The 24733-nt window shown below is 70.8% G+C and carries 19 protein-coding genes; 9 read left to right on the top strand and 10 right to left on the bottom strand.

Going from position 1 to position 24733, the window contains the following annotated elements; genetic code table 11:
• Positions 1-23: 23 nt before the first annotated feature.
• The 4 genes from SK854_RS07930 (at position 24) to SK854_RS07915 (ending at position 5134) form a co-directional block, all read left to right on the top strand.
• Positions 24-1403: a flavin monoamine oxidase family protein gene (locus SK854_RS07930; protein WP_319974343.1), complete on the top strand. Its 1380-nt coding sequence runs from the start codon at positions 24-26 to the stop codon at positions 1401-1403.
• Entirely contained in the window at positions 1400-2233 is an 834-nt protein-coding gene (locus tag SK854_RS07925; RefSeq protein WP_319974342.1) for a TetR/AcrR family transcriptional regulator, read from the top strand. Before SK854_RS07930 ends, SK854_RS07925 begins: the two co-directional genes overlap by 4 nt.
• A 38-nt stretch (positions 2234-2271) precedes the next feature.
• Positions 2272-2586 (top strand): Rrf2 family transcriptional regulator, encoded by a 315-nt coding sequence (locus tag SK854_RS07920; protein ID WP_406601741.1) that lies wholly within the window; start codon positions 2272-2274, stop codon positions 2584-2586.
• A 187-nt stretch (positions 2587-2773) separates the two neighbouring features.
• A complete protein-coding gene (locus SK854_RS07915) occupies positions 2774-5134 on the top strand; it encodes a choice-of-anchor L domain-containing protein (protein WP_319974341.1) in 2361 nt (786 codons plus the stop codon).
• Positions 5135-5165: 31 nt separating this feature from the next.
• On the opposite strand, the gene SK854_RS07910 is transcribed toward SK854_RS07915, so the two are convergent.
• Genes SK854_RS07910 through SK854_RS07885 form a run of 6 tightly spaced genes read right to left on the bottom strand, consistent with a single transcriptional unit; the run spans position 5166 to position 10602 of the window.
• Positions 5166-6563, bottom strand: coding sequence for an alpha/beta hydrolase (locus SK854_RS07910; protein WP_319974340.1), 1398 nt, complete (start codon positions 6561-6563; stop codon positions 5166-5168).
• 53 nt (positions 6564-6616) lie between these two features.
• The gene (locus SK854_RS07905; protein ID WP_319974339.1) at positions 6617-7132 is read right to left on the bottom strand and encodes a hypothetical protein; all 516 of its coding nucleotides are present in this window, start codon (positions 7130-7132) and stop codon (positions 6617-6619) included.
• On the bottom strand, positions 7129-8487 hold the full coding sequence (locus SK854_RS07900) for a hypothetical protein (protein ID WP_319974338.1): 1359 nt from the start codon (positions 8485-8487) through the stop codon (positions 7129-7131). The genes SK854_RS07905 and SK854_RS07900 overlap by 4 nt, the downstream gene beginning before the upstream one ends.
• Positions 8484-9251 carry an ABC transporter ATP-binding protein gene (locus SK854_RS07895; RefSeq protein WP_319974337.1) on the bottom strand — a complete coding sequence of 256 codons (768 nt, stop codon included), beginning with the start codon at positions 9249-9251 and terminating at the stop codon, positions 8484-8486. Before SK854_RS07895 ends, SK854_RS07900 begins: the two co-directional genes overlap by 4 nt.
• Positions 9252-9259: 8 nt before the next feature.
• Positions 9260-10054, bottom strand: a complete 795-nt coding sequence (locus SK854_RS07890; RefSeq protein WP_319974336.1) for a cupin domain-containing protein — start codon at positions 10052-10054, stop codon at positions 9260-9262.
• Entirely contained in the window at positions 10051-10602 is a 552-nt protein-coding gene (locus SK854_RS07885; RefSeq protein WP_319974892.1) for an RNA polymerase sigma factor, read from the bottom strand. Before SK854_RS07885 ends, SK854_RS07890 begins: the two co-directional genes overlap by 4 nt.
• A 146-nt stretch (positions 10603-10748) precedes the next feature.
• Between SK854_RS07885 and SK854_RS07880 the strand changes: the two genes are divergently transcribed.
• From SK854_RS07880 to SK854_RS07860, 5 genes are all read left to right on the top strand, one after another.
• Positions 10749-11495: an ABC transporter ATP-binding protein gene (locus SK854_RS07880; protein ID WP_319974335.1), complete on the top strand. Its 747-nt coding sequence runs from the start codon at positions 10749-10751 to the stop codon at positions 11493-11495.
• The gene (locus SK854_RS07875; RefSeq protein ID WP_319974891.1) at positions 11495-13957 is read left to right on the top strand and encodes an ABC transporter permease; all 2463 of its coding nucleotides are present in this window, start codon (positions 11495-11497) and stop codon (positions 13955-13957) included. The genes SK854_RS07880 and SK854_RS07875 overlap by 1 nt, the downstream gene beginning before the upstream one ends.
• A gap of 81 nt (positions 13958-14038) precedes the next feature.
• Positions 14039-15967, top strand: coding sequence for a tachylectin-related carbohydrate-binding protein (locus tag SK854_RS07870; protein ID WP_319974334.1), 1929 nt, complete (start codon positions 14039-14041; stop codon positions 15965-15967).
• A 29-nt stretch (positions 15968-15996) separates the two neighbouring features.
• The gene (locus SK854_RS07865) at positions 15997-17931 is read left to right on the top strand and encodes a tachylectin-related carbohydrate-binding protein (protein WP_319974333.1); all 1935 of its coding nucleotides are present in this window, start codon (positions 15997-15999) and stop codon (positions 17929-17931) included.
• 92 nt (positions 17932-18023) lie between these two features.
• A complete protein-coding gene (locus tag SK854_RS07860; RefSeq protein WP_319974332.1) occupies positions 18024-19955 on the top strand; it encodes a tachylectin-related carbohydrate-binding protein in 1932 nt (643 codons plus the stop codon).
• A 69-nt stretch (positions 19956-20024) separates the two neighbouring features.
• Here the strand turns inward: SK854_RS07860 and SK854_RS07855 are convergent, their stop codons facing one another.
• Genes SK854_RS07855 through SK854_RS07840 form a run of 4 tightly spaced genes read right to left on the bottom strand, consistent with a single transcriptional unit; the run spans position 20025 to position 24664 of the window.
• Entirely contained in the window at positions 20025-20921 is an 897-nt protein-coding gene (locus tag SK854_RS07855; protein WP_319974331.1) for a poly(ethylene terephthalate) hydrolase family protein, read from the bottom strand.
• A gap of 50 nt (positions 20922-20971) precedes the next feature.
• Positions 20972-21583, bottom strand: a complete 612-nt coding sequence (locus SK854_RS07850) for an acetoacetate decarboxylase family protein (protein WP_319974330.1) — start codon at positions 21581-21583, stop codon at positions 20972-20974.
• Entirely contained in the window at positions 21573-23216 is a 1644-nt protein-coding gene (locus SK854_RS07845; RefSeq protein WP_319974329.1) for a GMC family oxidoreductase, read from the bottom strand. Before SK854_RS07845 ends, SK854_RS07850 begins: the two co-directional genes overlap by 11 nt.
• 2 nt (positions 23217-23218) lie before the next feature.
• Positions 23219-24664, bottom strand: a complete 1446-nt coding sequence (locus SK854_RS07840; protein ID WP_319974328.1) for a flavin-containing monooxygenase — start codon at positions 24662-24664, stop codon at positions 23219-23221.
• Positions 24665-24733: the final 69 nt, after the last annotated feature.

The following is a 24733-nucleotide window of genomic DNA, read 5'->3' as shown; positions in this document are numbered from 1 at the left end:
AGCGTTGCCCAATCGTGTGCGGCGTGACTGGACTGGAGCAGCGTTCTACCGACGTCGTGATCGTCGGTGCCGGCTACGCGGGACTGGCCGCCGCGTCCCGGCTCACGGCCGCCGGACTCGCCGTCGTCGTGCTGGAGGCCGCTGATCGGGTGGGCGGCCGGGTGTTCAGCGAGGAACTGTCGTCCGGGGTGCGCGTGGACCACGGTGGACAGTGGATCGGCCCGGCGCAGAAGCGTTTTCACGAGCTCGCGGCCAAGTTCGGCTGCGCGACGTTCCCGACGTGGGAGACCGGCCAGCACGTCGAGGTGTGGCACGACGACACCCGCACCGACTACTCCGGCGCCGTGCCGAGGTCCGGTCCCGGTGTCGACGACTACCACCGCGTGATCAAGTCGCTCGACGACCTCGCGTTGACCGTCGACCTGGAACGGCCGTGGCTCACGCCGCGGTTCGCCGAGTTCGACGCGTTCTCCGCCGAGGAGTTCTTCGGTTCGCAGACCAGCGACGAGGACGCGTTGCGCAGGCTGGCGCTCGCCGTGCAGGGCGTGTGGTGCTGCGAGCCGAGGGAGATCTCGTTCTTCCACGTGCTGTTCTACGTGGCCTCGGCGGGCGGGTGTGGGCAGCTGATGGAGACCACCGGAAGCGCGCAGGAGTCCCGTTTCGCCGACGGCGCGGACGCGCTCGCGCGGGCGTTGGCCGCGTCGATGCCCGGTGTCGTGCGGCTGGACGAGCCGGTGCGGGAGATCCGGCACGTTTCCGACGGCGTCGAAGTGGTGACCGGCAAGGGAGTGGTCCGCGCACGGCGGGCGATCGTCACCGTGCCCCCGGCGGCGTTGGGGCGGATCACGTTCGAGCCCGTGCTGCCGCAGGCGCGTCGCGGCTGGACCGGTCACACGCCGATGGGACGGGTCGCGAAGATCCACGCGATCTACGAGGAACCGTTCTGGCGCAAGAAGGATCGCTCCGGCATCGCCACCCTCTACAACCGCAACCCGGTGGGCGTCGTGTTCGACAACTCGCCTGAGGACGCATCACGCGGCGTGCTCGTCGCGTTCATCTACGGCGACCGTGTCGACCGTTGGGCCGCCGCGCCCGACTCGGTCCGGCGTGCCGACGTTCTCACGGCGCTGGCCGAGGTTGCCGGAACCCGTGCGCGCATGCCGATCGACTACGCCGAGATGGCCTGGTCCGAGGACGGCTGGACCATCGGCGGCTACGCGTGCTTCGTGTACCCCGGTGGCTGGAGCGAATACGGCGAGCACGGCTGGCGTGCGGCGACCGGCAACGTGCACTGGGCGGGCACCGAGACCGCGTCGGTCTGGAACGGCTACGTCGATGGCGCGATCACCTCCGGCGAGCGGGCCGCCGATGAGGTGATGACCGCGTTGAAGATCGCCAGATGACCGGCTTGTCCTCGCGCGTGCGGACGGCGCTGCGGGCGGTGACGCTGTCGCAGCGCGAACTGGCCGTGCGCATCGGCATGGACCCGACGGCGTTGTCCAAGGCCCTGCGCGGCACGAGGCGGCTGCGCGACGAGGAGATCGCGGCCATCGCCCAGGTCTGCTCCGTGACGGTCGCCTACCTGACGCGGGGCGCCGGCCCGGAACCCGTTGCGCCCCATGTCGTACGCGATCGCGCGGAAGCTGTGACGGCGCAGGAACGCCGCGACCAGATCCTCGCCGCCGCCACCGTGCTGATCGCCCGGCGCGGCTATCACAACGTGCGCGTGTCCGACATCGCACGCCACTGCGGCACCAGCACCGCGACCGTGCACTACCACTTCCCGACCAAGGAAGCGGTCCTGCACGCCGCGATGGAGCACTACGCCCGACGGTTCCGCGTCCGCGTGGAACGGGAGTTCAGCCAGGCCACCTCGGCGCGCGACAAGCTCCGCCGGTTGGTCGAGGTCCAGCTCCCGCTCGGCACCGACGACGTGGACGAGTGGTCGGTGTGGGTCCAGTTCTGGAGTCAGGCGATGCTCGAACCGCGGCTGCGCCCGGTCCAGCGCCTGGTCTACTCGGACTGGCGCCGCGTCGTCGTGGACTTGCTGGGGGAGTGCCGCGCGGAAGGCCTGTGCGGTGGCGCCGACGTCGAGGCTCTCGCCGATCGTTTCATCGCGATGGCTGACGGGCTGGCGGTCCAGATCCTCGCGTCGTCGACCGAGATGCGGTCCGATCGCATGCGCGACCTGCTGCTGCGAGCGTTCGAACCGGACCTCGTCCTCACCGGGTGAAACTTGACGTTCGAGGTCCAGATTCCTGGCATCGGCCGGTGCGGATGAAGCAGGGCGTCGAGTGGGCCGTGCACGTGCTGCTGTCCGTCGCGTGGGTCGGCGACGACCGTCCGGTGAGCACCGCCGCGCCGGCCGCGAGTTACGACCTGCCACAGACCTTTCTGCACCACCGGTTGCAGGCACTCGACAGAGCCGGTCTCGTCGAGTCCCTTGCGGCGCCCGACTCGCGAGGCAGGCGTACGGACGAGCCTGAGGCTCACTCGCCCGCGAGCCGGTTGATGGCGTTGAGTTCGGGGAGAGCGCGGCTGCGGTACGCGACGTCCTGGTCCACTTGCGACGGTTCCGGTGGCTGAAGTCCCTGTCGGCCCGCCACTCCTCGATCCGGAACCGCCAGAGTCGGAAGTCCATACGGCATTCCTATCCGCAATGACGTCCGTTCGTACGAACGTGTGAAGGCGGTAACCGGCTCGATCGGCCGTGCGACGTAAGGACCACGCCGGGGTGGACGCCTATTCCACCGTCGCGGGAAAGGCGAGGCCGATGAAACTCAGAGTGCTGTTGACGTGCGTGGCGGCGTTGGTCCCGGTGATGGCGTTGCCATCGGTTGCGTGGGCGCAGCCAGGAACCGGCACCGCGCGCATCACCATCGCGGCACCGGGCGACGTGCCCGCGAACGTCGTGCTGGCGGGGAAGACCCGGCACGTGGCGGCGAAGCCGCGGGCGGGCACCTCGACCGTCGTCACGCTCACGATGCCCGCCGGCGCGTATCACGTCGACCTGCCGCGGGTCAGCTTCGGCGGAACAGTCTACATCGGACAGTCATCCCGGCCGGAGGTCGTCATCCGCCCCGGTGAGACCTTCGGGCTCGTCGTGACCTATGTGGCGGAGGAAGGTTCTCGCGGTCTGCACGCGACGACGGTGGGTCAGACAGGGCTGGGCCTGTCGTGGAAGGCGGCTGAGGGTTCGCGGTTCTCGTTGCGGCGCACCACCGGTGCCGTTCCCGCCGGTCAGCGGTCGGACGGTGTGGAGATTCCCACCGCGGGCACCACGGCCGTCGACAAGGACCTGAGACCAGGCACGCAGTACTCCTACGCCCTGTTCACTCAGAACAAGAGCCGCTGGTACGGACCGTTGACGATCGTGGCGGGCACGAGTCCCGCCGGTGGCACCGCGCAGGCCTCCTACATCGCGGCGCCGTCCACGTTGCTGCTCAAGCCGGCCGACATCGCGTCGGTGGTGACGACGGGCACCGGCGTCCGCCTCGTGTTGCAACCCCAGATCGCCACGCCACTGCTGGGTGCGGGCGTCGTCCTGCCGATCTCCGACGCGCTTCCCGGGGGATTTCTCGGTGTGGTGACGACACTGTCGTCCGACGGGCGCACGGCCGGTCTGACCGCTGGAGGTCTCAGCGACGCCTTCGACTACTACGAACTCGCTGTCGAGAACATCAGCGCGACGTCATCGCAGCCTGTCCAGTCCGGACTGGCCGTCGCGGCCAAGACGGCGTCGGTGAGTTGCGACAGCAGTGGTTCGAAGAAGATCACCTTCTCGCCGGAGATCAAGCTGGCAGGCCATTTCAAGACCAAGGTCGACAAGTACGGCTTCCTCGGTGTCGACGTCCCCACCGGTGCCTCCGTCGACATGGGATTCACCATCACGGTGACCGGAGCGGCCGCTCTGGACCTCAGCGGTTCGGTGCAGTGCGAGCTGAAGTTGCCCAAGCTGGTCAGGACCTTCGCGGTCTCACCGGTTCCGATCGCCGTCTCGCTGAGCCCGACCGCGCAGTTCAGCGTCAGCAGTGGCCTGAAGATCTCCAACGTCGGAGTGCAGGCCGTCGCCGGTGTCCAGGTCACCGCCTCGGCGACCTTGAAGAACGGCGTGTCGGCGTCTGGCAACACCTTCATGAACCTTTCGCCGCTGGCGCCGGTGGTCGAGGTCAACGGGGCGATCGGGGTCAAGGTGGGCGGTGAGTTCCTGGTCGGACCCGGTGCGGCCACGGAGAAGGCGGGCGTGATCGTAGGACTGGGCGGCGAGTTCAATCCCGTCGACGCGTCGTTCAAGCCCCATTTCGAGGTCAGTGACGCGAGGTTCAACGCTTGCACGAAGATCGAGGTCGCGTTCACGAGGCAGTTGAAGCTCAACATCAAGGCGTGGCTCGGTGACTGGGACATCAGCAAGACCGTTCCTCTTGACGCCTTGAGCGGCTCGACCCAGTACGGCGGTTCGCCCTGGTTCCTGCCCACTGGCTGCAAGGACCTGCCCGCTTCCGGGACTCCCGACTCGCTGCTCGGACCCGGCGTGGTGAAGGTCGGCGACTCCGTTGTGGGTGCGGACGGGCAGTGGGGGCACGTCGACGGGTTCGCGCCCGGCACCAAGACCTGGGTGCTGAGCAGCGGGCTGATCGCCAACGCGGTTGGTGCGCCGGGTCAACTCGCGAGCACCAACCTCGGCGGCGACGGAGACTCCGGGCTCACCGCCCTTGCCGGCCTGCCCACCCACGACGCCGCGACGTACGAGGTGAAGATCGTGCCCGCCGGGACGACCCTGCACGTGAAGTACGTCTTCGCCAGCGAGGAGTACCCGGAGTACGTGGGCAGCGCCTTCAACGACGTCATGGCGGTCTGGGTCGGCGGCACCAACTGCGCCACGGTGCCCGGCACCGGTGAGGCCGTGTCCATCAACACGGTCAACGACAAGAAGAACAGCTCGTTCTACGTCGACAACTCCACCGGAGCGAGCGGGTACGGCACCACGATGGACGGTCTGACCACTCCACTCACCTGCTCGGTGCCGGTCACCCCGGGACAGCCCGTCACCGTGCGCATCTCGGTGGCGGACACGTCCGACCACATTCTCGACAGCGCGGTCGCGTTGCTCGACGGCGGCATCTGGACCGACTGATCCTGATGTGCCCCGCGCCGTGCGCTGCCCGTCAGACAGCCGGGCAGCGCAGTCCGTCGCGCGGCACGGTGCGGTCGAGCAGGTAGGCGTCGGTCACCGCGCGAGTGCACGGGGTGCGGGAGTAGACACCGTGTCCGGTGCCCTCGTAGGTCACGAGCGTCGCCTTGCCGCGGGCCTGCCGGTGCACGCTGACCGCGCTCTCGTGACCGGTCGCCGGGTCGTGCAGCGAGTTCAGCATCAGGACCTTCGACGTGGTGGCCGGGTGCCAGGGGCGTGCGGGGTTGAGGGTCGGTCCCTGCCAGCCGGCGCACCACGTGAGTGCCTGGTCCCAGATCGGTGAGGCCTGGACGTTGGGGGCGGCGGCGCGCACGCGGGAGTCCATCGTGGCGACGTCGGTGGCGCCGGCCGGGTGGCCGGTGAAGTCCTGGCACAGGACGGCTTGGGTTCGGCGGGTCGCGGTGCCGAAGCTCGCCTCGGGCTGGGCGGCGAGGGTGCTGAAGTACTCGCCCATGCGGGGGAGGTCCGGGCCGTAGCCGAAGCGGACTGTGCGGTTGGCCAGTTCGGTCGGGGTCAGGGGTTGGTCCGGGGCGCCGGGGGTGTGCAGTTCGCCGCGGGTGGCTCGGGCTCGCAGGTCGGCGTAGAGCGCGGGGATGTCCTTGCCGTGCACCGCGCATGTGGGTGTGGCGCCGCACCAGCGGACGAACTCGGTGAAGATGTCCTCGCCCGCGCGGGCACCTGCGGTCAGGAGGCCGTCCAGTGGGAGGCTGGCGTCCACGACGCTGTCGATCACCATGGCGCGCACGTGTTTGCCGTACCGCTCGGCGTACTTTTGGCCGTACAGCGTGCCGTAGGACATGCCGTAGTAGGTGATCTGCTTTTCTCCCAACGACTTGCGCAGGTCGTCCATGTCGCGCACGGCGCTCTGTGCGTCTACGCGGTCGAACACGGGGCCGGTGCGTGTGCGGCAGTCCTCGGCGAGCCAGTGGTTGTAGGCGGTGAGCTGGGCGAAGCGTTCCGGGGTGTCCGGGCGGCCGGTGGGGTAGGGGAGACCCACGGCGGAGGTGTCGCAATAGATCGGGTTGCTGTCGCCGACGCCGCGCGGGTCGTAGCCGACGACGTCGAACCGGGCGAGCACCTCCTTGCTGAAGAGCTTCGGCGCGTCCTTGGCGTACTGGGCGGCGGAACCGCCGGGGCCGCCGGGGTTGACCATCAGCACCCCGATGCGGCGGGCCGGGTCGGTCGCCTTGCGGCGCGCGACGGCCAGTGCGACCTGTGGGCCGCCTGGGTCGTCGCGGTCGACGGGCACGGTGAGCGTGGCGCAGTCGGCTTCGGGAACGTCCGGGCACGACTGGAACCGCAACGCGGGAGCGGCGGACGCCGGGGTGATCGGAAGCAGCACCAGGGTGAGGGCCATCGCGAGAATCTTCATGTCCCGCAAGACGAGCAGGGCTCAACGCGAGGTTCTTCGTGTGGCATAAATCACTATTGCTTCAGTGGTGACCGAAACAAAACATAGGCGGTCGTGCCGGTCACGCCGAACGCCACTGCTGAAAGAGCCGCCATGACGGAACCGGTCGGGGCGAGCAGCCAGCTGTCTGCGAAGAACGTGACGCTGAACCACGCGAACGGCAGCGCCCACGCCAGGTAGCCGCCGAACAACGCGGCACCGAGCGCGGCAAGTCCGGCCAGGCCAACAGATCCACGCAGCACGAACGACAACGGCGAGATGAAGCTGACGAGTGCGGTCGTGACGGCGATGATGGCGGCAACGTGCGCCATCCGGTACACCGGCCACGGCCAGGCGGACGTGGCGTCGAGGTCGGCGTCCTGTCCGGTGAGTCCGATGGCGAAGGCGGAGACGGCGGTGGTGATCGCCAGCGCCGACCACCGGGCGTCCGCGATCGGAGCGGCCAAGTGCACCAGCAGGCAGCAGAGCGCCGCTACCGCAAAGGAAGCCGGGATCTGGCGGGATCGCGCGTACAACAGCAGCGCTCTCACAGAGTGCCACCCGTGAGCGCCGCGAGCTGGTCGCCCTGGCAGGACAGTCCGACCTCGCGGGCGGCTTTCACCCGCGTCAACTGCTCGTCGGCGGGCAGGGAGCGCAAGGCCGCCAGCGCACGACCGGCGGGCTCGGCGGCACCGGAGCGGACGAGGCGGTAGTTGGGCAGGGGTTTCAGGTCGCCGGTGAACCAGGCGGCGACGGCCGTGCGCGCGGCGGCCTCGCGGATGATCTTCTCGTTCCCGTCGAACTGGTTGAAGCAGGTGGGCGTGCCGCCACCCGCCACGAGCTCGGCGAGCCAGTCGCCGGGGGTGGCAAGCTCGAACGCGTCGCCGTTGAAATGCACCGGCACGACGTCGGCGGTGCGCGGAATGCCGTCCCGGTTCTGTGTGGGGTAAGGGACTTCGCGGACAGACTTCGGCGGGTCAGGCAGTTTTGCCAGCAGTCGCAGTGCCTCCTCGGCCACCGGCGCGAATGCGTCCAGTGTGGACTCGCGCATCCGGCTCAGGCACACGTTTCCCCGGCACACCGCAGCGGAGGCGGCCTCGTTGAGCACGAACGTCCTAGCCGGCAGGAGCGGAAGCGCGATGGTGGCGGAAACGACCACGGGCACCAACGCGAGCAGTCGCAGGCGCGTCGTGGCGGCGGCGTACAGGCCGAAGCCGGTGAGCGCGAGGCCGGTGAGCCAGATCGCCTGGCCGGTGTTCGCGGCCGTGGCGACCGTGTCGTAGACGTTGCGCATCGCGCCGAGCGCGGGGGAGAGCAGCGTGATCTGGTTCGGCACCACGACTTCCGGCTCGCTGACCGGGTCCTGGGAGACGGTCAGGAACACGAGCGCGATCAGTGAGCTCAGGGCGAGCAGTGGCGGCGTGAGCACCGAGGGGAAGACGCGCGCGACACCCATGCCGAGCCAGCCTCCGGCGACGACGGCGAGTGCGCCGACCGCGGTGATCGGGAGCCAGGCGAGGTGGAAGTAGCCGCCGTGCGTCACGACGAGGGTGGCGCCGAGCGCGAACACCAGCAGGTACGCGACGACGAGGCAGCACGCGAGCGCGCCCGCGGTGGCGGCGGCGCGCTGCCAGGCGGGGCGCGCGGTGGTGGCGAGGAGGTCTTCGGTGCCGGCGCGGTGGTCGCGCATGCCCGCGATCGCGCCCGCTCCGACGACCATCGGCCACAGGAACACCAGCAGGAAGCGCACCCACTGGGCAGCCGAGTGCCACTGCTCGTCCCACGCCTCCAGGCCTTTCCACCACGGCGCGCTCAGCGAGTAGAGCAACGTCACCGCGGCACCGACCAGGACCAGGCCCGCCCACGGCGCGACTGAGCGGCGCAGTTCGACGCGCAGCGCCTTCACCACGACCCCTGCCGCTTCGGGGCGGCGAGGAGCGCCGTGTAGCCGCGTTCGATGGAGCTGTCGCCCGCGTGGTCGTCGGTTCCGGCGGCGGCGAGCTGGGCGGGCGTGCCCTGGAAGACGAGTTTGCCGTCGGCGAGCAGCACGACGTCGGTGCACGCGGTGGCGACGTCCTCGACGAGGTGGGTGGACACGACCACGCAGGCGTCGGTGCCGAGTTCGACGAGCAGTTCGCGGAACCGCATGCGCTGCGCGGGGTCGAGCCCGGCGGTCGGTTCGTCCAGCAGCAGGATCTCGGGGTCGTTGACGATGGCCTGGGCGATGCCCGCACGCCGCACCATGCCGCCGGACAACGTCTTCAGGCGGTCGTCGGCGCGGTCGGCGAGACCCACGCGTTCGACGGCGCGCTGCACGGCGGCGGGGATGTCGCGGGCAGGCATCTCCTTGAGCCAGGCCATGTACTCGATGAACTCCCGCACGGTGAACCGCCGGTAGTAGCCGAACTCCTGGGGCAGGTAGCCGATGCGGCGGCGCAGTTCGCGCAGGTCGAGGCCGCCGAGCAGGGTGAGCGTGCCGGACGTGGGGCGCAGCACGGTGGCGAGGGCGCGGATCAGCGTCGTCTTGCCCGCGCCGTTGGGGCCGAGCAGTCCGTGCACGCCGCGGCCCATCGTGAGGGTGACGCCGTCGACGGCCATGCGCCTGCGCCCGACCCTGACCGCGAGGTCGTGGGCGGCGATCTCCCAGGCGTACGTGGTGGGGGTGGTCATGTCGTTCCTCATCGGTTGGCCCGCAGGCGGGTGAAGTCGGTCCTGCGCAGGGCGATCACGAGCAGGCCGAGTGCGAGCGCCGCGGCCCACACCGGGACGGCCGCGGGCGCGAACGCGACGGACGTGCGGCTCAGCGCCACGGTCGGGGCGACGATCGCGACGGCCCACACCGCGATCAGGGCGATCGCCGCGCGGGTCACGCCGATCAGCCCGCCGAGGGCGAGGGTGCCCGCGGTGAACGCCAGGCACGGCAGCAGCCACTGCGCGAGCGCGGCACCGCTGGACGACCCGGCCGCCAGCAGGCCCGGCACCACCACGGCGAGCACGGCGGCGGTGCGGCGCAACACCAGCGGCAGCCCGGCGCGGGGGGTCGCCGCGGCGAGCTCGTACGCCGGGTCCAGCGCCCTGCTCCAGGACGCGGCGACGCCCAGCACCGGCAGCACCGGGGCGACGAGCAGCACCAACGAGACGCGGTCGGGCGAGAGAGAGGTGAGCCGGTCGAGCAGCACGGCGACGAAGGTGACGACGAGGATCATCGCGAGCCACGGTCCGGCGGCGGGCGACACCCACCCGGCGAGGCGTCGGCGCCACGGCCGTGCGGAGGTCATCTGCGGGGTGTGGTCGAGCAACGGCGCGAGCTCCAGCCACACCGCGTCGGCCACCGGTTCGGGTGCGAGGCGGCCCCGGCACGCCGCACAGGTCTCCAGGTGCGACTCGACGGCCCAGAGCTCGTCGGCGGGGATGTCCTCGTCGCCCCGCGCGTAACGGAGCAGCAGCTGCTCTCCCGGGTGGTGCGCGGTCATGACAGGGCCTCCCGCATCGCGATCCTCGCCCGCCTGGCGCGGGTCTTGACGGTGCCTTCCGGCACCCCGAGCAGCACCGACGTCTCCCGGACGGACAATCCGTCGAGCACCATCGCCTGCAACACCTGCCGCAGTTCCGGGGCCAGCCTGCGCAACGCGTCGCCCACCTCGTCGCCGACCACGCCTTCGAGCACCTCGTCCTCGGCGGCACGGGCGGCGGGCTCGGCCGCGGCGGCGTTCGGCGGCTGGGCGTGGTGTGCCCGTCTGCGGAACGCGTCGATCAGCCTGCGCGCGGCGATGGTCCACAGCCAGCCGACCGCGGTGCCGTCGGTCGCGCTGCCCGCGAAGGCGCCGGCCGCCCGCCACACCGCGAGGTAGGTCTCCTGCAGCACCTCGGCGACGATCTGCTCGTCGGAGCACCGCCTGCGCAGGCGCACCGTGAGCCACGGCGCGCTGCGGCGGTAGAGCTCCTCGAACGCAGCGCGGTCACCTCGTGCGACACGGCGCACGAGCTGTTCCTCGTCGAGTTCGGCGGGCTTTTCCCGGATCGCTCTCACACTCCGCAAGACGTCGGTACCGCGCGCGAGGTTCTCACATTGCTGTGGCGTGCGTCACAAATCCGCTTCCGGAGAACCGTGCCCGGCGGCGTCGCCGTCTGGCCGCTCGAATCCCCGGAGAAAGTGGAGCCTGTGCGATGACAGTGTCCCAAGTGGAGGTTCGCGGCGCGGTTTCGGCCCACGAACTGGTGAAGGTGTACGGCAAGGGCACGGCCGCGGTGCGCGCGCTGGACGGCGTGAGCACGGAGTTCCGCGCCGGCGAGCTCACCGCGATCATGGGCCCGTCCGGGTCGGGCAAGTCGACGCTGCTGCACTGCCTGGCAGGGCTGGACACCGCCGACTCCGGGACCGTTCACATCGGCTCGACCGAGCTGACGTCGCTGGGCGACAAGGCCCTCACCCGGTTGCGGCGGGACCGGATCGGGTTCGTGTTCCAGTCGTTCAACCTGCTGCCGACGCTCACGGCCGAGGACAACATCTTGCTCGCGTTGCGACTCGCCGGTCGCACCGCCGACCGCGAGTGGTTCGCGCGCGTCGTCGACATGCTCGGCCTGCGGGACCGGTTGCGGCACAAGCCGAGTGAGCTGTCCGGTGGCCAGCAGCAGCGCGTGGCGTGCGCACGGGCGTTGGTGGGCAAGCCGGATGTGGTGTTCGCGGACGAACCGACCGGCAACCTCGACTCCCGCACCGGCGCGGACGTGCTGGCGTTCCTGCGCGCCTCGGTGAGCGAACTGGGCCAGACCGTCGTGATGGTGACCCACGACCCGATTGCCGCGTCGTACGCCGACCGCGTGGTGCTGCTCGCCGACGGCAGGGTGGCCGGCGAGATCTACTGGCCGACGACCGAGGACGTCCTGGCCGCGCTGTCGAAGCTGGGGGCGTGATGCTGCGAACCACGCTGGCCGGAATCCGGGCGCGGTTCCTGCGCCTGGTGCTGTCGTCGATCGCCATCGTGGTCGGCGTGGCGTTCGTGTCCGGCACGATGGTGCTGGCCGACGCCCTGCAGGCCACCATGCGGGACGAGTTCGCGCGGTCCGCGCGCGGCGTCGACGCGGTGGTCGAGCCGGAACGCAAGGCCGTCCTGGACGTCGCGGCGATCGCGCGCGTCGACGGGGTCGCGGCCGTCGCGCTGAGGCAGACCGTCGCGGTGCCGATCGTGGGCGCGCAGGGCCGGGCCGACGAGGCCGACCTGGTGGAACTGGCGGCCGATCCGTCGTTGCGCGCGCAGGAGGTCGTGCGGGGCGCGTTCCCCGCCGCCGGGCAGATCGCGGTGAGCGAGCAGACCGCCCGCGACCGGAACCTGAGCGTGGGCGCGGAAGTCGTGCTGCTCGGCCGGGACTCGGCACCGGAGCGGTTCACGGTGAGCGGCGTCTACGACACGGGCACGGCGGAACGCCCTGGCACGGCAGAGTTGCTGCTGCCCGGCATCGCCCGGTTCGTCGACCCGGCCGAGCCCCCTTACGGCGCGCACGTCGTCGTGCGTTCGTCCGGAGCAGACCAGTCGGTGCTGCTCGAACGCCTGCAAACGGCGCTAGGACAAGACTTCTACGTGAGCACCGGTGCGACGTACACGGAGATGCTGCTCGCCGCTCAGGGCGGAGACGACATCTCACTGGCGATGAGCCTGTTCGCGGTGGTCGCGCTGGTGGTGGCGGCGATGGTCGTGATGAACACCTTCACGATCCTGATCGCCCAGCGCACCCGTGAGCTGGGCCTGCTGCGCAGCATCGGCGCGGGACGCGGGCAGGTCTTCCGCTCGGTGCTGCTCGAGGCGGCGGTCATCGGGATGGTCGCGTCCGTGCTCGGCCTGGCCGCGGGCGTGGGTCTGGCGGCCGCACTGCAGTCGGTGCTGGGCTCGTCGCCCGTGCGGCTGCCGGTGAGCGGCCTGGCGGTGGCAGCCGCGTTCGCCGTCGGTCTCGGCGTCACGCTGGTGGCGGCGTTCCTACCGGCGCGCCGGGCGACGAGGGTCGCGCCGATGGAGGTGCTGCGCACGCAGGTGGACAGCCGTGAGGAGGTGGCGCGCACCGGACGGGCACGCGTCGTCGTGACCGGGGTGCTCGGGTCGATCACCGCACTGCTCACCGTGCTGGCGCTGACCCAGTCATCGGGTCCGAAGTTCGCCATGGCTCTCGCGGTCGGCGCGGGCCTGTTCCTGCTCGGTGCCGTGGTGACGGCGGGTCCGTTGCTGGTCGGGCCGTTGATCCGCGGGCTGGGCGCGGTGCCCAGGGCGTTGTTCGGTGTTCCCGCGGCACTGGCCGCTGGCAACGCCGGGCGCAACCCCCGCCGCACCGCCGCGACCATGTCGGCGCTGCTGGTCGGCGTCGCGGTGGTGTCCATGCTGACGGTGATGGCGACTTCGGTGAAGGACACCAGGGACAGCACGTTCGCCCAGCAGTTCCCCGCCGACTACGAGGTGAGCAGCGCGGTGCACGACCGCCCGCTGCCCGCGTCGCTGCTGGACCGCATCACCGCGCGTCCCGGGGTCGAGGCGGCCGGCGCGGAACGGACGGAGAACCTCGTCGTCGCGGTGGGGGACAGGAAGCGCACTATCGGGCTGGCCGCGGTGACGCCGTCCTCGCTGGGCACCCTGATCCGCCCGGAGGTGGTGCGCGGAGACCTGTCCGCGGTGCGCGGCGACGGCATCGCGCTCACCGACGAGGTCGCGCGTTCGCTCGGCGCCGACGTGGGCACGGTGGTCACCTCGACCGTCGGCACGGTCTCGCAAGCCCTGCGCGTCGTGGCGCTCACGAAGTCCGGACCAGGCCTGGACGCCTACGCCGACCTGGCGAGGTGGCCGGGACAGGGCGTGCGGACGATCTCGGTGAAGATGGCTCCCGGCGCGGACGGCAGGACGGTGCTGAACTCGGCCGTCGAGGCCGTGCCGACCGCGAAGATCACCAGCTTCGCCGACACCCGCGCCGAGTTCACCGCCCAGATCGACCGGTTGCTCGCGTTCGTGTGGGCGATGATCGGGCTGGCGATGCTGACCGCGTTGCTCGGCATCGCCAGCACCATGACCCTGTCCGTGTTCGAACGCACGCGGGAGTCGTCCCTGTTGCGCGCCTTGGGTTTCACGCGCGCGCAGCTACGCAGGATGCTCGTGGTCGAGTCGATCCTCATCGCGTTGTCGGGTGCCGTGCTGGGCGCCGTGGCCGGAGCGGCGTCAGCGGCGTTGCTCGTCGTGGCGGTGTCGCGTGACGACGACCTTCGGATGACGGTGTCCGTGCCGTATGGACAGTTGGCGGCGCTGTTCGTGGCCGTCGCGGTCGCCGGGGTGCTCGCGGCGCTGCTGCCGGCCCGGCGGGCGGCCTCGATCTCCATCGTCGCGGGCATGTCCGATCGTTGAGCCGGTCACGACTTGTCGGAATTGTCGGTGCCGCGTCGTATGCTCCCTGCCGTCCACAAGGAACGCCTGGGGGAGTTCGCCATGAGCACGAAGCTGAGATCGTTGTGCCTTGTCGCGGCCGTGACCGCGGGAACGGTGTCGGTCACGGGTGCGGCGTCGGCCGCCGATCCGGCGTGCGGGCCCGTCGCGCACGTCTTCACCATGCAGGCCGACGGCGACCTGTGGCTGTACGAGCACTCGGCACCCACGTCCGGCGGCTTCGCCTGGGCGGGGGCGCGGCAGGTCGGCTGGGGCTGGGGCGGCAAGACGTTCGCCGGCCAGGACGGGCGCGTCTACAACATCACCACAGGCGGTGAGCTGCGTCGCCTGCGGTACAACGGCAGCGGCTGGGACACGTTCCCCGGCGGCGGGCAGTTCCAGACGATCGGCTGGGGCTGGCAGAAGTTCGTCGAGCCGGCGAACCGCGCGAAGATCACCGTGGACGCCGACGGGTCGTTCTACACGCTCGAAGGCGACCAGCTGCGGTGGTGGCGCTACGACGAGCAGACCGGTGCGTGGGCTCCCGGCAGCGGTCGCGTGCTCGACGTCGGCTGGGGCCGGTTCGACCTGATCGCCGCCAGCGGCAACGGCGGCCTTCAGGCACGGGACGCCTCGGGTGCGCTGCACCGGTTCCGGTACCACGCCGAGACCGAGCGGTTCGTCACCTTCGACGTCGTTCCCGCGGCCGGCTGGCAGGGACGCGGCACGCTGTTCTCGCCGGGCGGCGACCTCTACTACTCCGTGCGGCCCGACACCGGTGAGCTGCGGTGGAACCAGTTCACCGAGGACGCCGGCTGGCGCGCCGGCACCGGTTCGGTGATCGGCACGGGCTGGGGCACCGACGTCGACGTCACCGCGACGACGACCGACTGCTCGATCGGCCTTCCCGGCCCGGCGCCCGCCGAGTGGCTGGGCGCGGGAGACGGCGCGTCGCACGTCGCCGACCTGGCGTCGGGTGGCCGGTACGTGGTGAGCCCGGTCTACCGGGAAGGCCTCGTCAGCGACTGGTTCGACCCGGTCGCGCGGAACTGGCGGACCACGATGGAGACGAACGGTTACGACGACACCAGGACCCCGATCGTCGACGCCGCCGCGGGCACGGTGACGTTCGGCGCGCGGGGCTCGGCCGGCATCGATCTGGTCACTCTGCGCGGAGGCGACTGGCAGGCGAGAACCATCGTCTCGTTGCGTGGCGCCATGAGCAGCACTCCGAGCGTCGTGCGGCGTTCGGACGGCACGCTGGTCGTGTACTCGCTCGCGTCGGCCGGCAACGGCGTCGGTCACCTCTACACACGCGAGCAGTTGCCCGGTGGTGACTTCCTCGCCTGGCGCAGGTTCGGTGACCCGGCCTTGGACTACGGGAACGTCAGCGCGATCACCCGCGGCGACCAGACGACCGTGCTGGCCACCGACCAGGCCCACGTCGCACACGCCTTCCGGCACGCACCGGGCACTGTTCCCGTGCCGGCGGGCGACCTCGCCGGTCGCAGTGTCTTGGGGCCGATGACGCCTGTGCTGGACAGCAACGGCACGATCCTCGTTTTCGCGGTCCTGCGCACCGACGACGGAATCCGCATCGTCCACGTGCGACGGGAGAAGGCCGACCGCAGCGGTTTCGAGGACACCTGGCAGTCGCTCGGCGAGTTCGGCAGGCGTGGCGTCATGACCGAGCCGGTGTCCGCGCTGCTGTTGCCGAACGGCACCGTGGCGGTCTCGGTGCCCGCGGACGGCAAGCCGTACGTCACCACGTCGAAGGGCCCTGGCAGCACCGAGTTCGCGTTTCCGTGGACGCCGGTCGAGGTCCCGAAGGGCGCGTGGTTCAGCGAGCCGACCGCACTGGCCCTGAGCAGGAACGGCGAAGTGCTGCTCTCGGCCGTGTCGTACAGCAGCAGGCACGTGTTCACCGCGCCCGTGCCGGCGGATCCGGCGACACCGCTCCGGTTCACCGGCGGACCGATCCGCGGTTACTGATTTCCGAACACCTCTCTGGGGGATTTCCGATGAAGAAGAAGCTGAGACCGCTCGTGCTGTCCGTGGCGCTGGCGGCGAGCGTCGCCACCGCCGTGACCACCGGCGCGGGCACCGCGTCCGCCGGGCACTGCGGTTCGGTGTCGAACATCTTCACCATGCAGGCGGACGGCGACCTGTGGCTCTACCAGCACTCCGGCGGGAGCAACGGCGCCGCCACCTGGGCGGGCGCCCGGCAGGTCGGCTGGGGCTGGGGCGGCAAGACGTTCGCCGGGCCGAACGGCTGGCTGTTCAACATCACGACCGGCGGTGAGCTGCGCCGGCTGCGGTACAACGGCAGCGGCTGGGACACGTTCGTCGACGGCCGCCAGTTCGAGACCATCGGCTGGGGCTGGCAGAAGTACACCGAGACGGCGCACCGCGGCAGCATCACGGTCGACTCGGACGGGTCCCTCTACACGCTCGAAGGCGACCACCTGCGCTGGTGGTTCTTCGACCACCAGCAGCGGGCGTGGACACCGGACAGCGGCCGCGTGATCGACAAGGGCTGGAGCCGGTTCAACGCGATCGCCGCGAGCGGTCAGGGCGGCCTCAAGGGACGCGACGCGTTCGGCGTGCTGCACCACTTCCGCTACGACCGGCCGAGCGAGCGGTTCGCGCTCTACGAGACTTGGCCGCACATGCTGACGTGGCAGACGGGCACCAAGCTCTTCTCTCCCGGTGGCGACATCTACTACTCCGTGCGCCCCGGCACCGGTGAGCTGCTGTGGAACGACTACTCGGAGTACTCCAACGACGGCTGGCGGACCTCCACGGGTGCGGTGATCGGCTACGACTGGGGCACCGACGTCGACATCACGGCGACCACCTCGACCTGCAACCAGAGCGGCTACTGGTTCCCGAGAAACCCGGTGGTCGAGGACCAGAGCGCCATGCCGGTCGCGTACACGAGCCCGAACGGGGTCGGGCACCTGGTGCGGGTCCTGCCCGACAACCGCATGACCGACCTGCGCGACACCGGCCACGGCTACTGGGCCTTCGAGCCGTTCAGCGGCGAGTACACCGGCATCTCCAACGTCGTACCCGGAGCCGAGCCCGGCACCGAGACGTTCGGCACCACCCGGCGACCGGGCGGTGACGTCGAGCTGATCACGCTGGGCAGCAACAGCCGGGTGACCCAGTCGCTCAAGGGTGCGATGCGGGTGGCTCCATCGCTGGTCCGGCGGTCGGACGGCACGCTGGTCGTCTACGCGATGGGCGACCACGGGAGCGACGGCGGCCCGTGGGAGGAGCAGCTCTACTACCGCGAGCAGCTCGCCAACGGTGACTTCCTGGCGTGGAAGCGGATCAACGGTCGCCACGAGGAAGCGGTGAGCGTGATCAGCCGAGGCAACGAGGTCACGATCGTCGGACGGACCGGCGGCAGCATGACCACGTGGTACCGGACGCAGGCCGACGGCGTGCCCGTCGAACAGGGTCGGCTGCCCAGCGATGTGGGCCCGCGGCCGAAGCTCGTGCAGACCTCGCAGGGCCGCATCCTGCTCGTCGACGTCGGCTGGCGGCCGGGTGACGGGGTCTTCGTGCTGCCGGAGCGGCCCGACCGCTTCGGCTTCGAGACCACCATGACGATGCTTCCCGCCCTGCCGGGCGCACCCGACTCGGAGGGCGGCCAACTCGACGCGACCGTGCTGCCCAACGGTTCGCTCGCCGTGTCGCTGACGGCCGCCGGCAAGGTCTACGTGACCACGTCGAAGGGCGCCGCCGATGGCACCGAGTTCCACCCGTGGCAGCAGGTGAGCGCCGAGGGCCTGAACGCCGAGTTCACCGAACCGACCAGCATGCGGATGGACACGGGGTTCCTGGCCGTGGTCGCCGTGGCGAGCAGCGGTTCGTACTGGCGGTTCAGTGCCGGGGTCCCGCAGGACCCGGCGGCCGCGCTGTCGTTCACCGGCAGACAGCTGGGCTGATCCGAGGAGGGAGGCCCCCGGGAGGCGCGAAAATTGTCAGACCCGCTTCGTATGCTGGGGACTGACATTTCGGTCAAACCTGGGGGCATCTCTTGAACCGAAGGCTCAGATCACTGTGTCTTGCCGCGGCCGCGGTCGCGACGACGATCACCGCGGTCACCGCCGGAGCGGGCACCGCGGCGGCGGGAACGCTGTCGTGCAAGCCGGTCGCGAACATCTTCACGATGCAGGCGGACGGCGACCTGTGGAACTACCGGCACGCGGGTCCGTCCAACGGCGCGTTCAGCTGGGCGGGCGCCAGGCAGGTCGGCTGGGGCTGGGGCGGCAAGACGTTCGCCGGCCCGAACGGCTGGCTGTTCAACATCACCACCGGTGGTGAGCTGCGCCGGCTGCGGTACAACGGCACCGGCTGGGACACGATGCCCGGCGGCGGCCAGTTCCAGACGATCGGCTGGGGCTGGCAGAGCTACGTCGAGACGGCGAACCGCGGCAGGATCACCGTGGACGCCGACGGCTCGATCTACACGCTCGAAGGCGACCGGTTGCGCTGGTGGTCCTTCGTGCAGGAGTCGGGTCTGTGGGCGCCGGGCAGCGGCCGCGTGCTCGACGTCGGCTGGAGCCGGTTCGACCAGATCACCGCGAGCGGCGGTGGCGGACTGCAGGCGCGCGACGGTTCCGGTGTGCTGCACCGGTTCCGCTACCACCGCGACACCGAGCGGTTCGTCACCCACGACATGGGCGCGGCGGGCTGGACGAACCACAGCAGGCTGTTCTCCGCGGGCGGCGACGTCTACTACGCGGTGCGGCCCGACACCGGGCAGCTCGTGTGGAACCGGTACGACGAGCAGGTCGGCAGCGGTCAGTGGCAGACGGGCGGAACGGTGATCGGTTCCGACTGGGGCACGGACGTCGACATCACCGCGACGACGAACGACTGCGCGGTGGACGGTCTCAGGACGCCGGCCCCGGCCCTGGTTTACAGCGAGATGCGGACCCAGGCGGTGGTCCTCACACCTGCCTCGGGCGACCTGCACCTGCTCAGCTACGGCTCGGACCAGATCACCGACACCCGTTCGGTGGGCACGGGCCGAGACACCCGCGTCGTCGTCGGCAACTCCAGCGGCCTCTCGGCGCCGGTGTTCGACGACGAGGCCGCTACGGCGACCATCGGGACGACCGACCGCGACAGCGGGGACATCAAGCTCGTCACGCTGGAGAACGGTCAGTGGCAGCCGCCGCTGATCCTCAAGGGCGCGATGGAGACGAAGCCGGCCGTCGTGCATCGGTCCGACGGCACGCTGGCCCTGTACGCCCTGGGCAACAGGTTCTACGGCTCGGAACGGCGCGGACTGGTCTTCGTCCGCGAACAGCTCCCCAGCGGCGATTTCCTCGCCTGGCGGGAGTTCGGTGACGTCACCAAGAGCTACGCCGGCCCGCTGGAGGTGGTCAGCGGCGGCGACGAGACCACGATCCTCGTTCGCGCCGAGGACGGCACGACGGAGTGGTTCCGGCACACGCCCGGCACCCTCCCCGCGCGCAAAGGCGCGCTGACGGGTGTGGGTGACATCTTCACCCTGACCGGCGACGGGCAGGGCGGCGTCCTCCTCGTCGGCTTCTACCTCGTGAACGGGAAGGAGCAGGTCGGTCTGCGCCGCGAGAAGGCGGACCGCTCCGGCTTCGAGGAGACCTGGGAAGCCGTCGGCGGCGAGATGCCGTACGGCGCGCACTACGCCCGCATCGGCGCGCAGGTGCTGCCGAACGGGTCGGTCGCGGTGGTCGCGCTCGACGACGATCGCATGGTGATGGTGACGAGTTCGAAGGCCGTGGGTGGTCGCGACTTCCACCCGTGGGCACGGGTAGCGCCGAACGACAACCAGGGCCTCGGGGCTCCTGGTCTCGCTCTGACCCGGTCGGGCGATCTCGCCGTGGGTGCGGTCGGCGGCGGCACCTACCGGCTGTGGCGGGCGTCGGTGAGCCCTGATCCGGCTCTGCCGCTGCAGTTCAGCGGCGGCCCGATCGGCTGACCCCGAGGTGCTGCGACGCCCCGGCATCTCGACGAGATGCCGGGGCGTCGCGCGTTCAAGGGCCTTCGGTCACTCGGTTCCTTCGAAGGTCACCGCCGCGTCGGTGCGGGCGGGCTGGCCCCAGACGAAGTCGCGGGCGGCCGCGTCGCCCGCGAGGTAGTGGCGGAACCACGAGGTGAGCACTCGCTTGGAGGCGACGAGCTGCGCCGCCCTGGTGATGGAACCGTTGTCGCAGAACAGTCCGGAGGAGTCCATGAAGCCGCAGTGGAACCCGCCGGTGACGGTGCGGAGCTGCTTCGACGGTGCCTTCGCCACGAACATCGGCCGTTGGTGCTCGCCCACCGGGGTGATGGTGTCCTGCGAGCCGGCGAGGAACTGCGCGGGTGCCTTCAGAGTGGCCGCCGCTGCCTTGGCGGAGGGGTTCGTCTCCGCCGCGGCGTAGGTGGAGATCGCCGTGATCTTCGGGTTGCGGGCGGCCGCGAGGACGGCGGCGCCTCCGCCCATGGAATGTCCTGAAGCACCTAATGCCGTTGTGGTGACGTGGTTCTGGAAGCGCGAACCCGCGGTGCCGTCCTGCGCGACGAGCCAGGTGAGTCCGGTGTTGAGGTCGTCGGCGAAGGCGCTGTGACTGGGGCTCAGACCGCCCTGGGTGGTGGGCACCACGACGACGAAGCCCCACGAGGCCAGGTGCGTGTTCGTGCTGGTGTACTTCGACGTGGCCTGGAAGAAGCCGTGCCCGAACGCGATCGCGGGGAACCTGCCGGCGGCGACCGGCTGGTTCACGCCCGCGGCCGTCGCCGGGTAGTGCACCCGTGCCGCGACGGACCTGCCGCCCGCGACGGCAGTGACATCGCTGTACGCCACCGGGTACGAGCCGGGCAGGCCGTAGTCCGGTGGCGCGGCTGAGGCAGGCGGTGCGGCCAGGGTGGAGGCCACCAGGGCGAGCGTGATCGCGAGAACTCGCATGAGCTTCTCCTCGTGTGATCGGTCCGCGCGGCACTTGTGGTGCCGCGTCGTCAGGGGGAGCCGAATCGCATGTGCAGGTCCGTGACGAACAGGTGCAGCCGCGGCTTGGCGGCGTTCAGCCAGCCGAGCCCGCTGCCCGGCGTGACGCGCCAGCGCAGCCGGGTCAGGCCGGCGCGGGCGGAGGTGCGCAGTTCGGTGCGCTTCGCCCGGCCTTCGGCGGACTGCCAGACCGACGTGGTCAGCCGTACAGGAAACGTTCGTGACGACCTGCGGGTCTCGGCTGCGGAGGCGATGGGTTCGTCGTCGTGTGCTGTCGCAGCGAGTGATCCTGGGGAGAAGGTGAAGTCCGCCAACAGCTTCGGGATCGCCCACATCGCCCGCGCGCCACGCTGGGACGTGGTGTCGTCCACCCAGATGTCCAGAATGGACAGTCCGGGACGGGCCTTGCGGCGCACCAGGACCGCGGCCATCAGCTCGTGGTAGGCCAGCACGCCGGGTGGCTGGTAGTCGACGAACGCCGACACCACGATCACCCGGCCGAACAGGGTCAGCGGCACCACGTCCGGCGATGGCAGGGAGATCGCCGAACGTGGTGCCGTCCACACGGTGAGCCAGCCCCGCCCGTGCAGGTCCCACGGTTGCGCAGGCCACTCACCCGACATCGGACACCTCCTGGCGCAGCGCACCGGGCGCGGTGTGCGGAACGGCCGGGCTCCGCGGTGCCACAGCGGCCACGCGACGGTAAGCGGCACCGGGCTCCGGGCGTGGATCGGGCTCGCCCTTGTTGGGCCACAACGACATCGCCCGCTCCGCCAGCGCGGTGATGGTCAGGGCGGGGTTCACGCCGAGGTTGGCGGGAATCGCCGACCCGTCCACGACGTGCAGGCCGGGACAGCCGTACACCCGCTGGTACGGGTCGATCACGCCGGTGGCGGGGGAGTCGCCGATCACGCAGCCGCCGATGAGGTGGCCGGTCAGCGGCACGTTCGCCAGGTCGGTCCACGCTCCTCTGGCGGCACCGCCCGCCTTGGCCGCGAGCCGCCGCGCCACGTCGTGCCCCGCCGGGATCCAGGACGGGTTCGGCGCGCCCTCGCCCTGTCTGGTGGTCATCCGCCCGCGCCGCGACACGGTGGTGAGCGAGTTGTCGAGGCTTTGCATCACCAGCAACGCGATCGTCTCCTCCGACCACGCGCGGGGAGTGTGCATCCGCAGCACCGAGCCGCGTTCCCGCAGCAACTGGGCGAGCCCTCGGCGCACCCTCGCCGGGCCGCCGTCTACGAGCGTGGTCATGAGCAACCCCATCAGGTTGCTGCCCCTGCCGTACCGGACCACCTCGACGTGCGTGTCGGCGTCCGGGTGGATCGACGAGGTGATGGCGAGGCCGCGGGAGTTGTCCACCCGCCCGCCCGGCACCCGCACGGCCACGACCGCCTCGGAGTTGGTGCGGCACAGGAAACCGAGCCGGGACGACAGGTTCGGCAGCCCGCCGCGATCGCGGATGCGGTGCAGCAGGCGCTGCGTGCCCAGCGATGCCGCCGCGAACACGACGTGACTGCTGGTGAACGTGCGCGTCGCCCGTCCTCCGGTGCGCCGGACCACGACCCGGTATCCGTGCAGATGAGGCCGCACGTCAACGGCCGTGGTCAACGGCCACACCTGCGCACCGGCCCGTTCGGCGAGGTGGAGGTAGTTCTTCGGCAGCGTGTTCTTCGCGTTGTGCCGGCACCCGGTCATGCACGCGCCGCAACCGACGCAGGTGCCCCGTCGCGGACCGGCGCCGCCGAAGTAGGGGTCCGCACCGCTCGGTCCGAAGTGGACTCCCACGCGGGAGGACCGGAACGTCGCTCCGACACCGAGATCCGTCGCCACGTCGCGCAGGAGCCGGTCGCCGGCGGTCCGGCACGGGTTGTCGACCACGCCGAGCATTCTGGCCGCCTGGTCGTAGTGCGGTGCCAGCTCGTCCTCCCAGTCGGTGATGTGGCCCCACCGGGAGTCCCGGAAGAAGGGCGCCGGTGGCCGGTACAAGGTGTTGGCGTACACCAGGGAACCACCGCCGACGCCCGCGCCGCTGAGCACGGCGACGTCGCGCAGCGGGGTGATCCGCTGGATGCCGGTGCAGCCGAGGAGTGGGGCGAACAGGTAGTCGCGCACCTGCCAGGACGTCTCCGGGAACTCGTCGTCCGCGAAGCGCCGCCCGGCCTCCAGCACGCCGACGCGGTAGCCCTTCTCGGTCAGCCGCAACGCGGTCACCGCGCCGCCGAACCCCGACCCGATCACCAGCACGTCGTAGTCCACGGTCACACCTCCGCGGTCGTGCGGGCAGGCTCGTGGTCCGACGTCCGCAGGCGTGCGGTGCGGCGCAGGTACTCCAGGGTCCCGCCGGGCCAGTTGGTCGTGATCGTTCCGTCGGTGGTCCGGTACCACGACGAGCAGGTGCTCCACACGCTCTTCGTCAGCCTGGCGGTCATCTCCTCGTCGAACGCCGCCGCGACGTCGCGTCGCACCTCCAGCGTCGCCGCGCCGGTCTCCGCGAGGTGGCGCACCGCGGACACCACGTACCGGCACTGCGCCTCGATCATGGTGATCACCGAGTTGCCTCCGAGGTTGGTGTTCGGGCCGTAGATCAGGAAGAGGCTGGGGAAACCGGGCACGGTGAGGCCCAGGTGGGCCCGCGGCCGCCCGCCCCACGCCTCGGCGAGGCTCCTGCCGTTGCGGCCGGTGATCCGCGCCGGCGTCCCGAAACCGGAGACCGCGAACCCGGTGCCCCAGATCAGCACGTCCGCGGGGTGCTCGCGGCCATCGGCGGTGCGCAGGCCGTGCTCGGTGACCTCGGTGATCGGCTCGGCCACCACGCCGACGTTCCGCCGGGTGAGGGCCGGGTACCAGTCGTTGCTGAACAGCACCCGCTTGCAGCCCGGCTGGGTGTCCGGTCGCAGTGCCGCCCTCAGCGCGGGGTCGCGGACCTGGATTCGCCGGTGCGTCGCCGCGACGGCCGCGACCGCCCGGCGCGAGAGTCGTCCGGCGTTGAGCAGACCGGTCAGGAGTTCGCCCCCGAGCCACACGCCGGCTCGTGCGACGCGCAGTCTCGTGGGGTGCGATCGGCCGGACAACCGGGCGTCGGGTTTCGGCAGCACGTGCGGGGCCGACCGCTGGAAGACCGTCAGGTGCCCGGCGAGGGGCGCGATCTCCGGCACGAACTGCGCCGCGCTCGCCCCCGTGCCGACCACGGCCACCCGCCTGCCCCGCAGGTCTACGTCGTGCCGCCAGCGGGCGCTGTGGAAGACCTCCCCGGCGAAGCGGCCGAGTCCGGGCAGTGCCGGGATCGACGGCCTGGACAGCTGCCCGGTCGCGCAGACCAGCACGTCGGCCTCGACGACATCGCCGGCCGCCAGAGCGACGCTCCACCGGTGTCGCGACTCGTCGAACGTCGCGGCCACCACCTCGGCGCCGAACCTGATCCGGTCGCGCACCGCGCTCGCGGTGTCGCGGAGGTAGCGCAGGATGTCGGGCTGCGCCGCGTACCGGCGCGGCCACGAGGTGCTGGGCGCGAAGGAGTACGAGTAGAGCGACGACGGCACGTCGCACGCCGCGCCCGGATAGGTGTTGTCCCGCCACACCCCGCCGACCTCGTTCGCCCGCTCCAGCACGGTGAACCGGTCGAACCCGGCTCTGCGCAGGGACAACGCCACGCCCAGCCCGCCGAATCCGGCACCGATGACGACCACCTCGGGGTTCGCTGTCACCTCACCGAAGCTAGGAACAACCACCCGTTCGCACCAGGACAACACCGGCCGCGAAGTTGACAATCGCGG

This window comes from Lentzea sokolovensis (assembly GCF_033949975.1).
Lineage (GTDB): Bacteria > Actinomycetota > Actinomycetes > Mycobacteriales > Pseudonocardiaceae > Lentzea > Lentzea sokolovensis.
This window is presented reverse-complemented; position numbering and strand designations above follow the sequence as displayed.

Coding starts and splice junctions, on each gene's coding strand:
- SK854_RS07925 (WP_319974342.1), top strand. CDS start 1,400: ATGACCGGCTTGTCCTCGCGCGTGCGGACGGCGCTGCGGGCGGTGACG.
- SK854_RS07915 (WP_319974341.1), top strand. CDS start 2,774: ATGAAACTCAGAGTGCTGTTGACGTGCGTGGCGGCGTTGGTCCCGGTG.
- SK854_RS07910 (WP_319974340.1), bottom strand. CDS start 6,563: ATGAAGATTCTCGCGATGGCCCTCACCCTGGTGCTGCTTCCGATCACC.
- SK854_RS07895 (WP_319974337.1), bottom strand. CDS start 9,251: ATGACCACCCCCACCACGTACGCCTGGGAGATCGCCGCCCACGACCTC.
- SK854_RS07890 (WP_319974336.1), bottom strand. CDS start 10,054: ATGACCGCGCACCACCCGGGAGAGCAGCTGCTGCTCCGTTACGCGCGG.
- SK854_RS07880 (WP_319974335.1), top strand. CDS start 10,749: ATGACAGTGTCCCAAGTGGAGGTTCGCGGCGCGGTTTCGGCCCACGAA.
- SK854_RS07875 (WP_319974891.1), top strand. CDS start 11,495: ATGCTGCGAACCACGCTGGCCGGAATCCGGGCGCGGTTCCTGCGCCTG.
- SK854_RS07870 (WP_319974334.1), top strand. CDS start 14,039: ATGAGCACGAAGCTGAGATCGTTGTGCCTTGTCGCGGCCGTGACCGCG.
- SK854_RS07865 (WP_319974333.1), top strand. CDS start 15,997: ATGAAGAAGAAGCTGAGACCGCTCGTGCTGTCCGTGGCGCTGGCGGCG.
- SK854_RS07855 (WP_319974331.1), bottom strand. CDS start 20,921: ATGCGAGTTCTCGCGATCACGCTCGCCCTGGTGGCCTCCACCCTGGCC.
- SK854_RS07850 (WP_319974330.1), bottom strand. CDS start 21,583: ATGTCGGGTGAGTGGCCTGCGCAACCGTGGGACCTGCACGGGCGGGGC.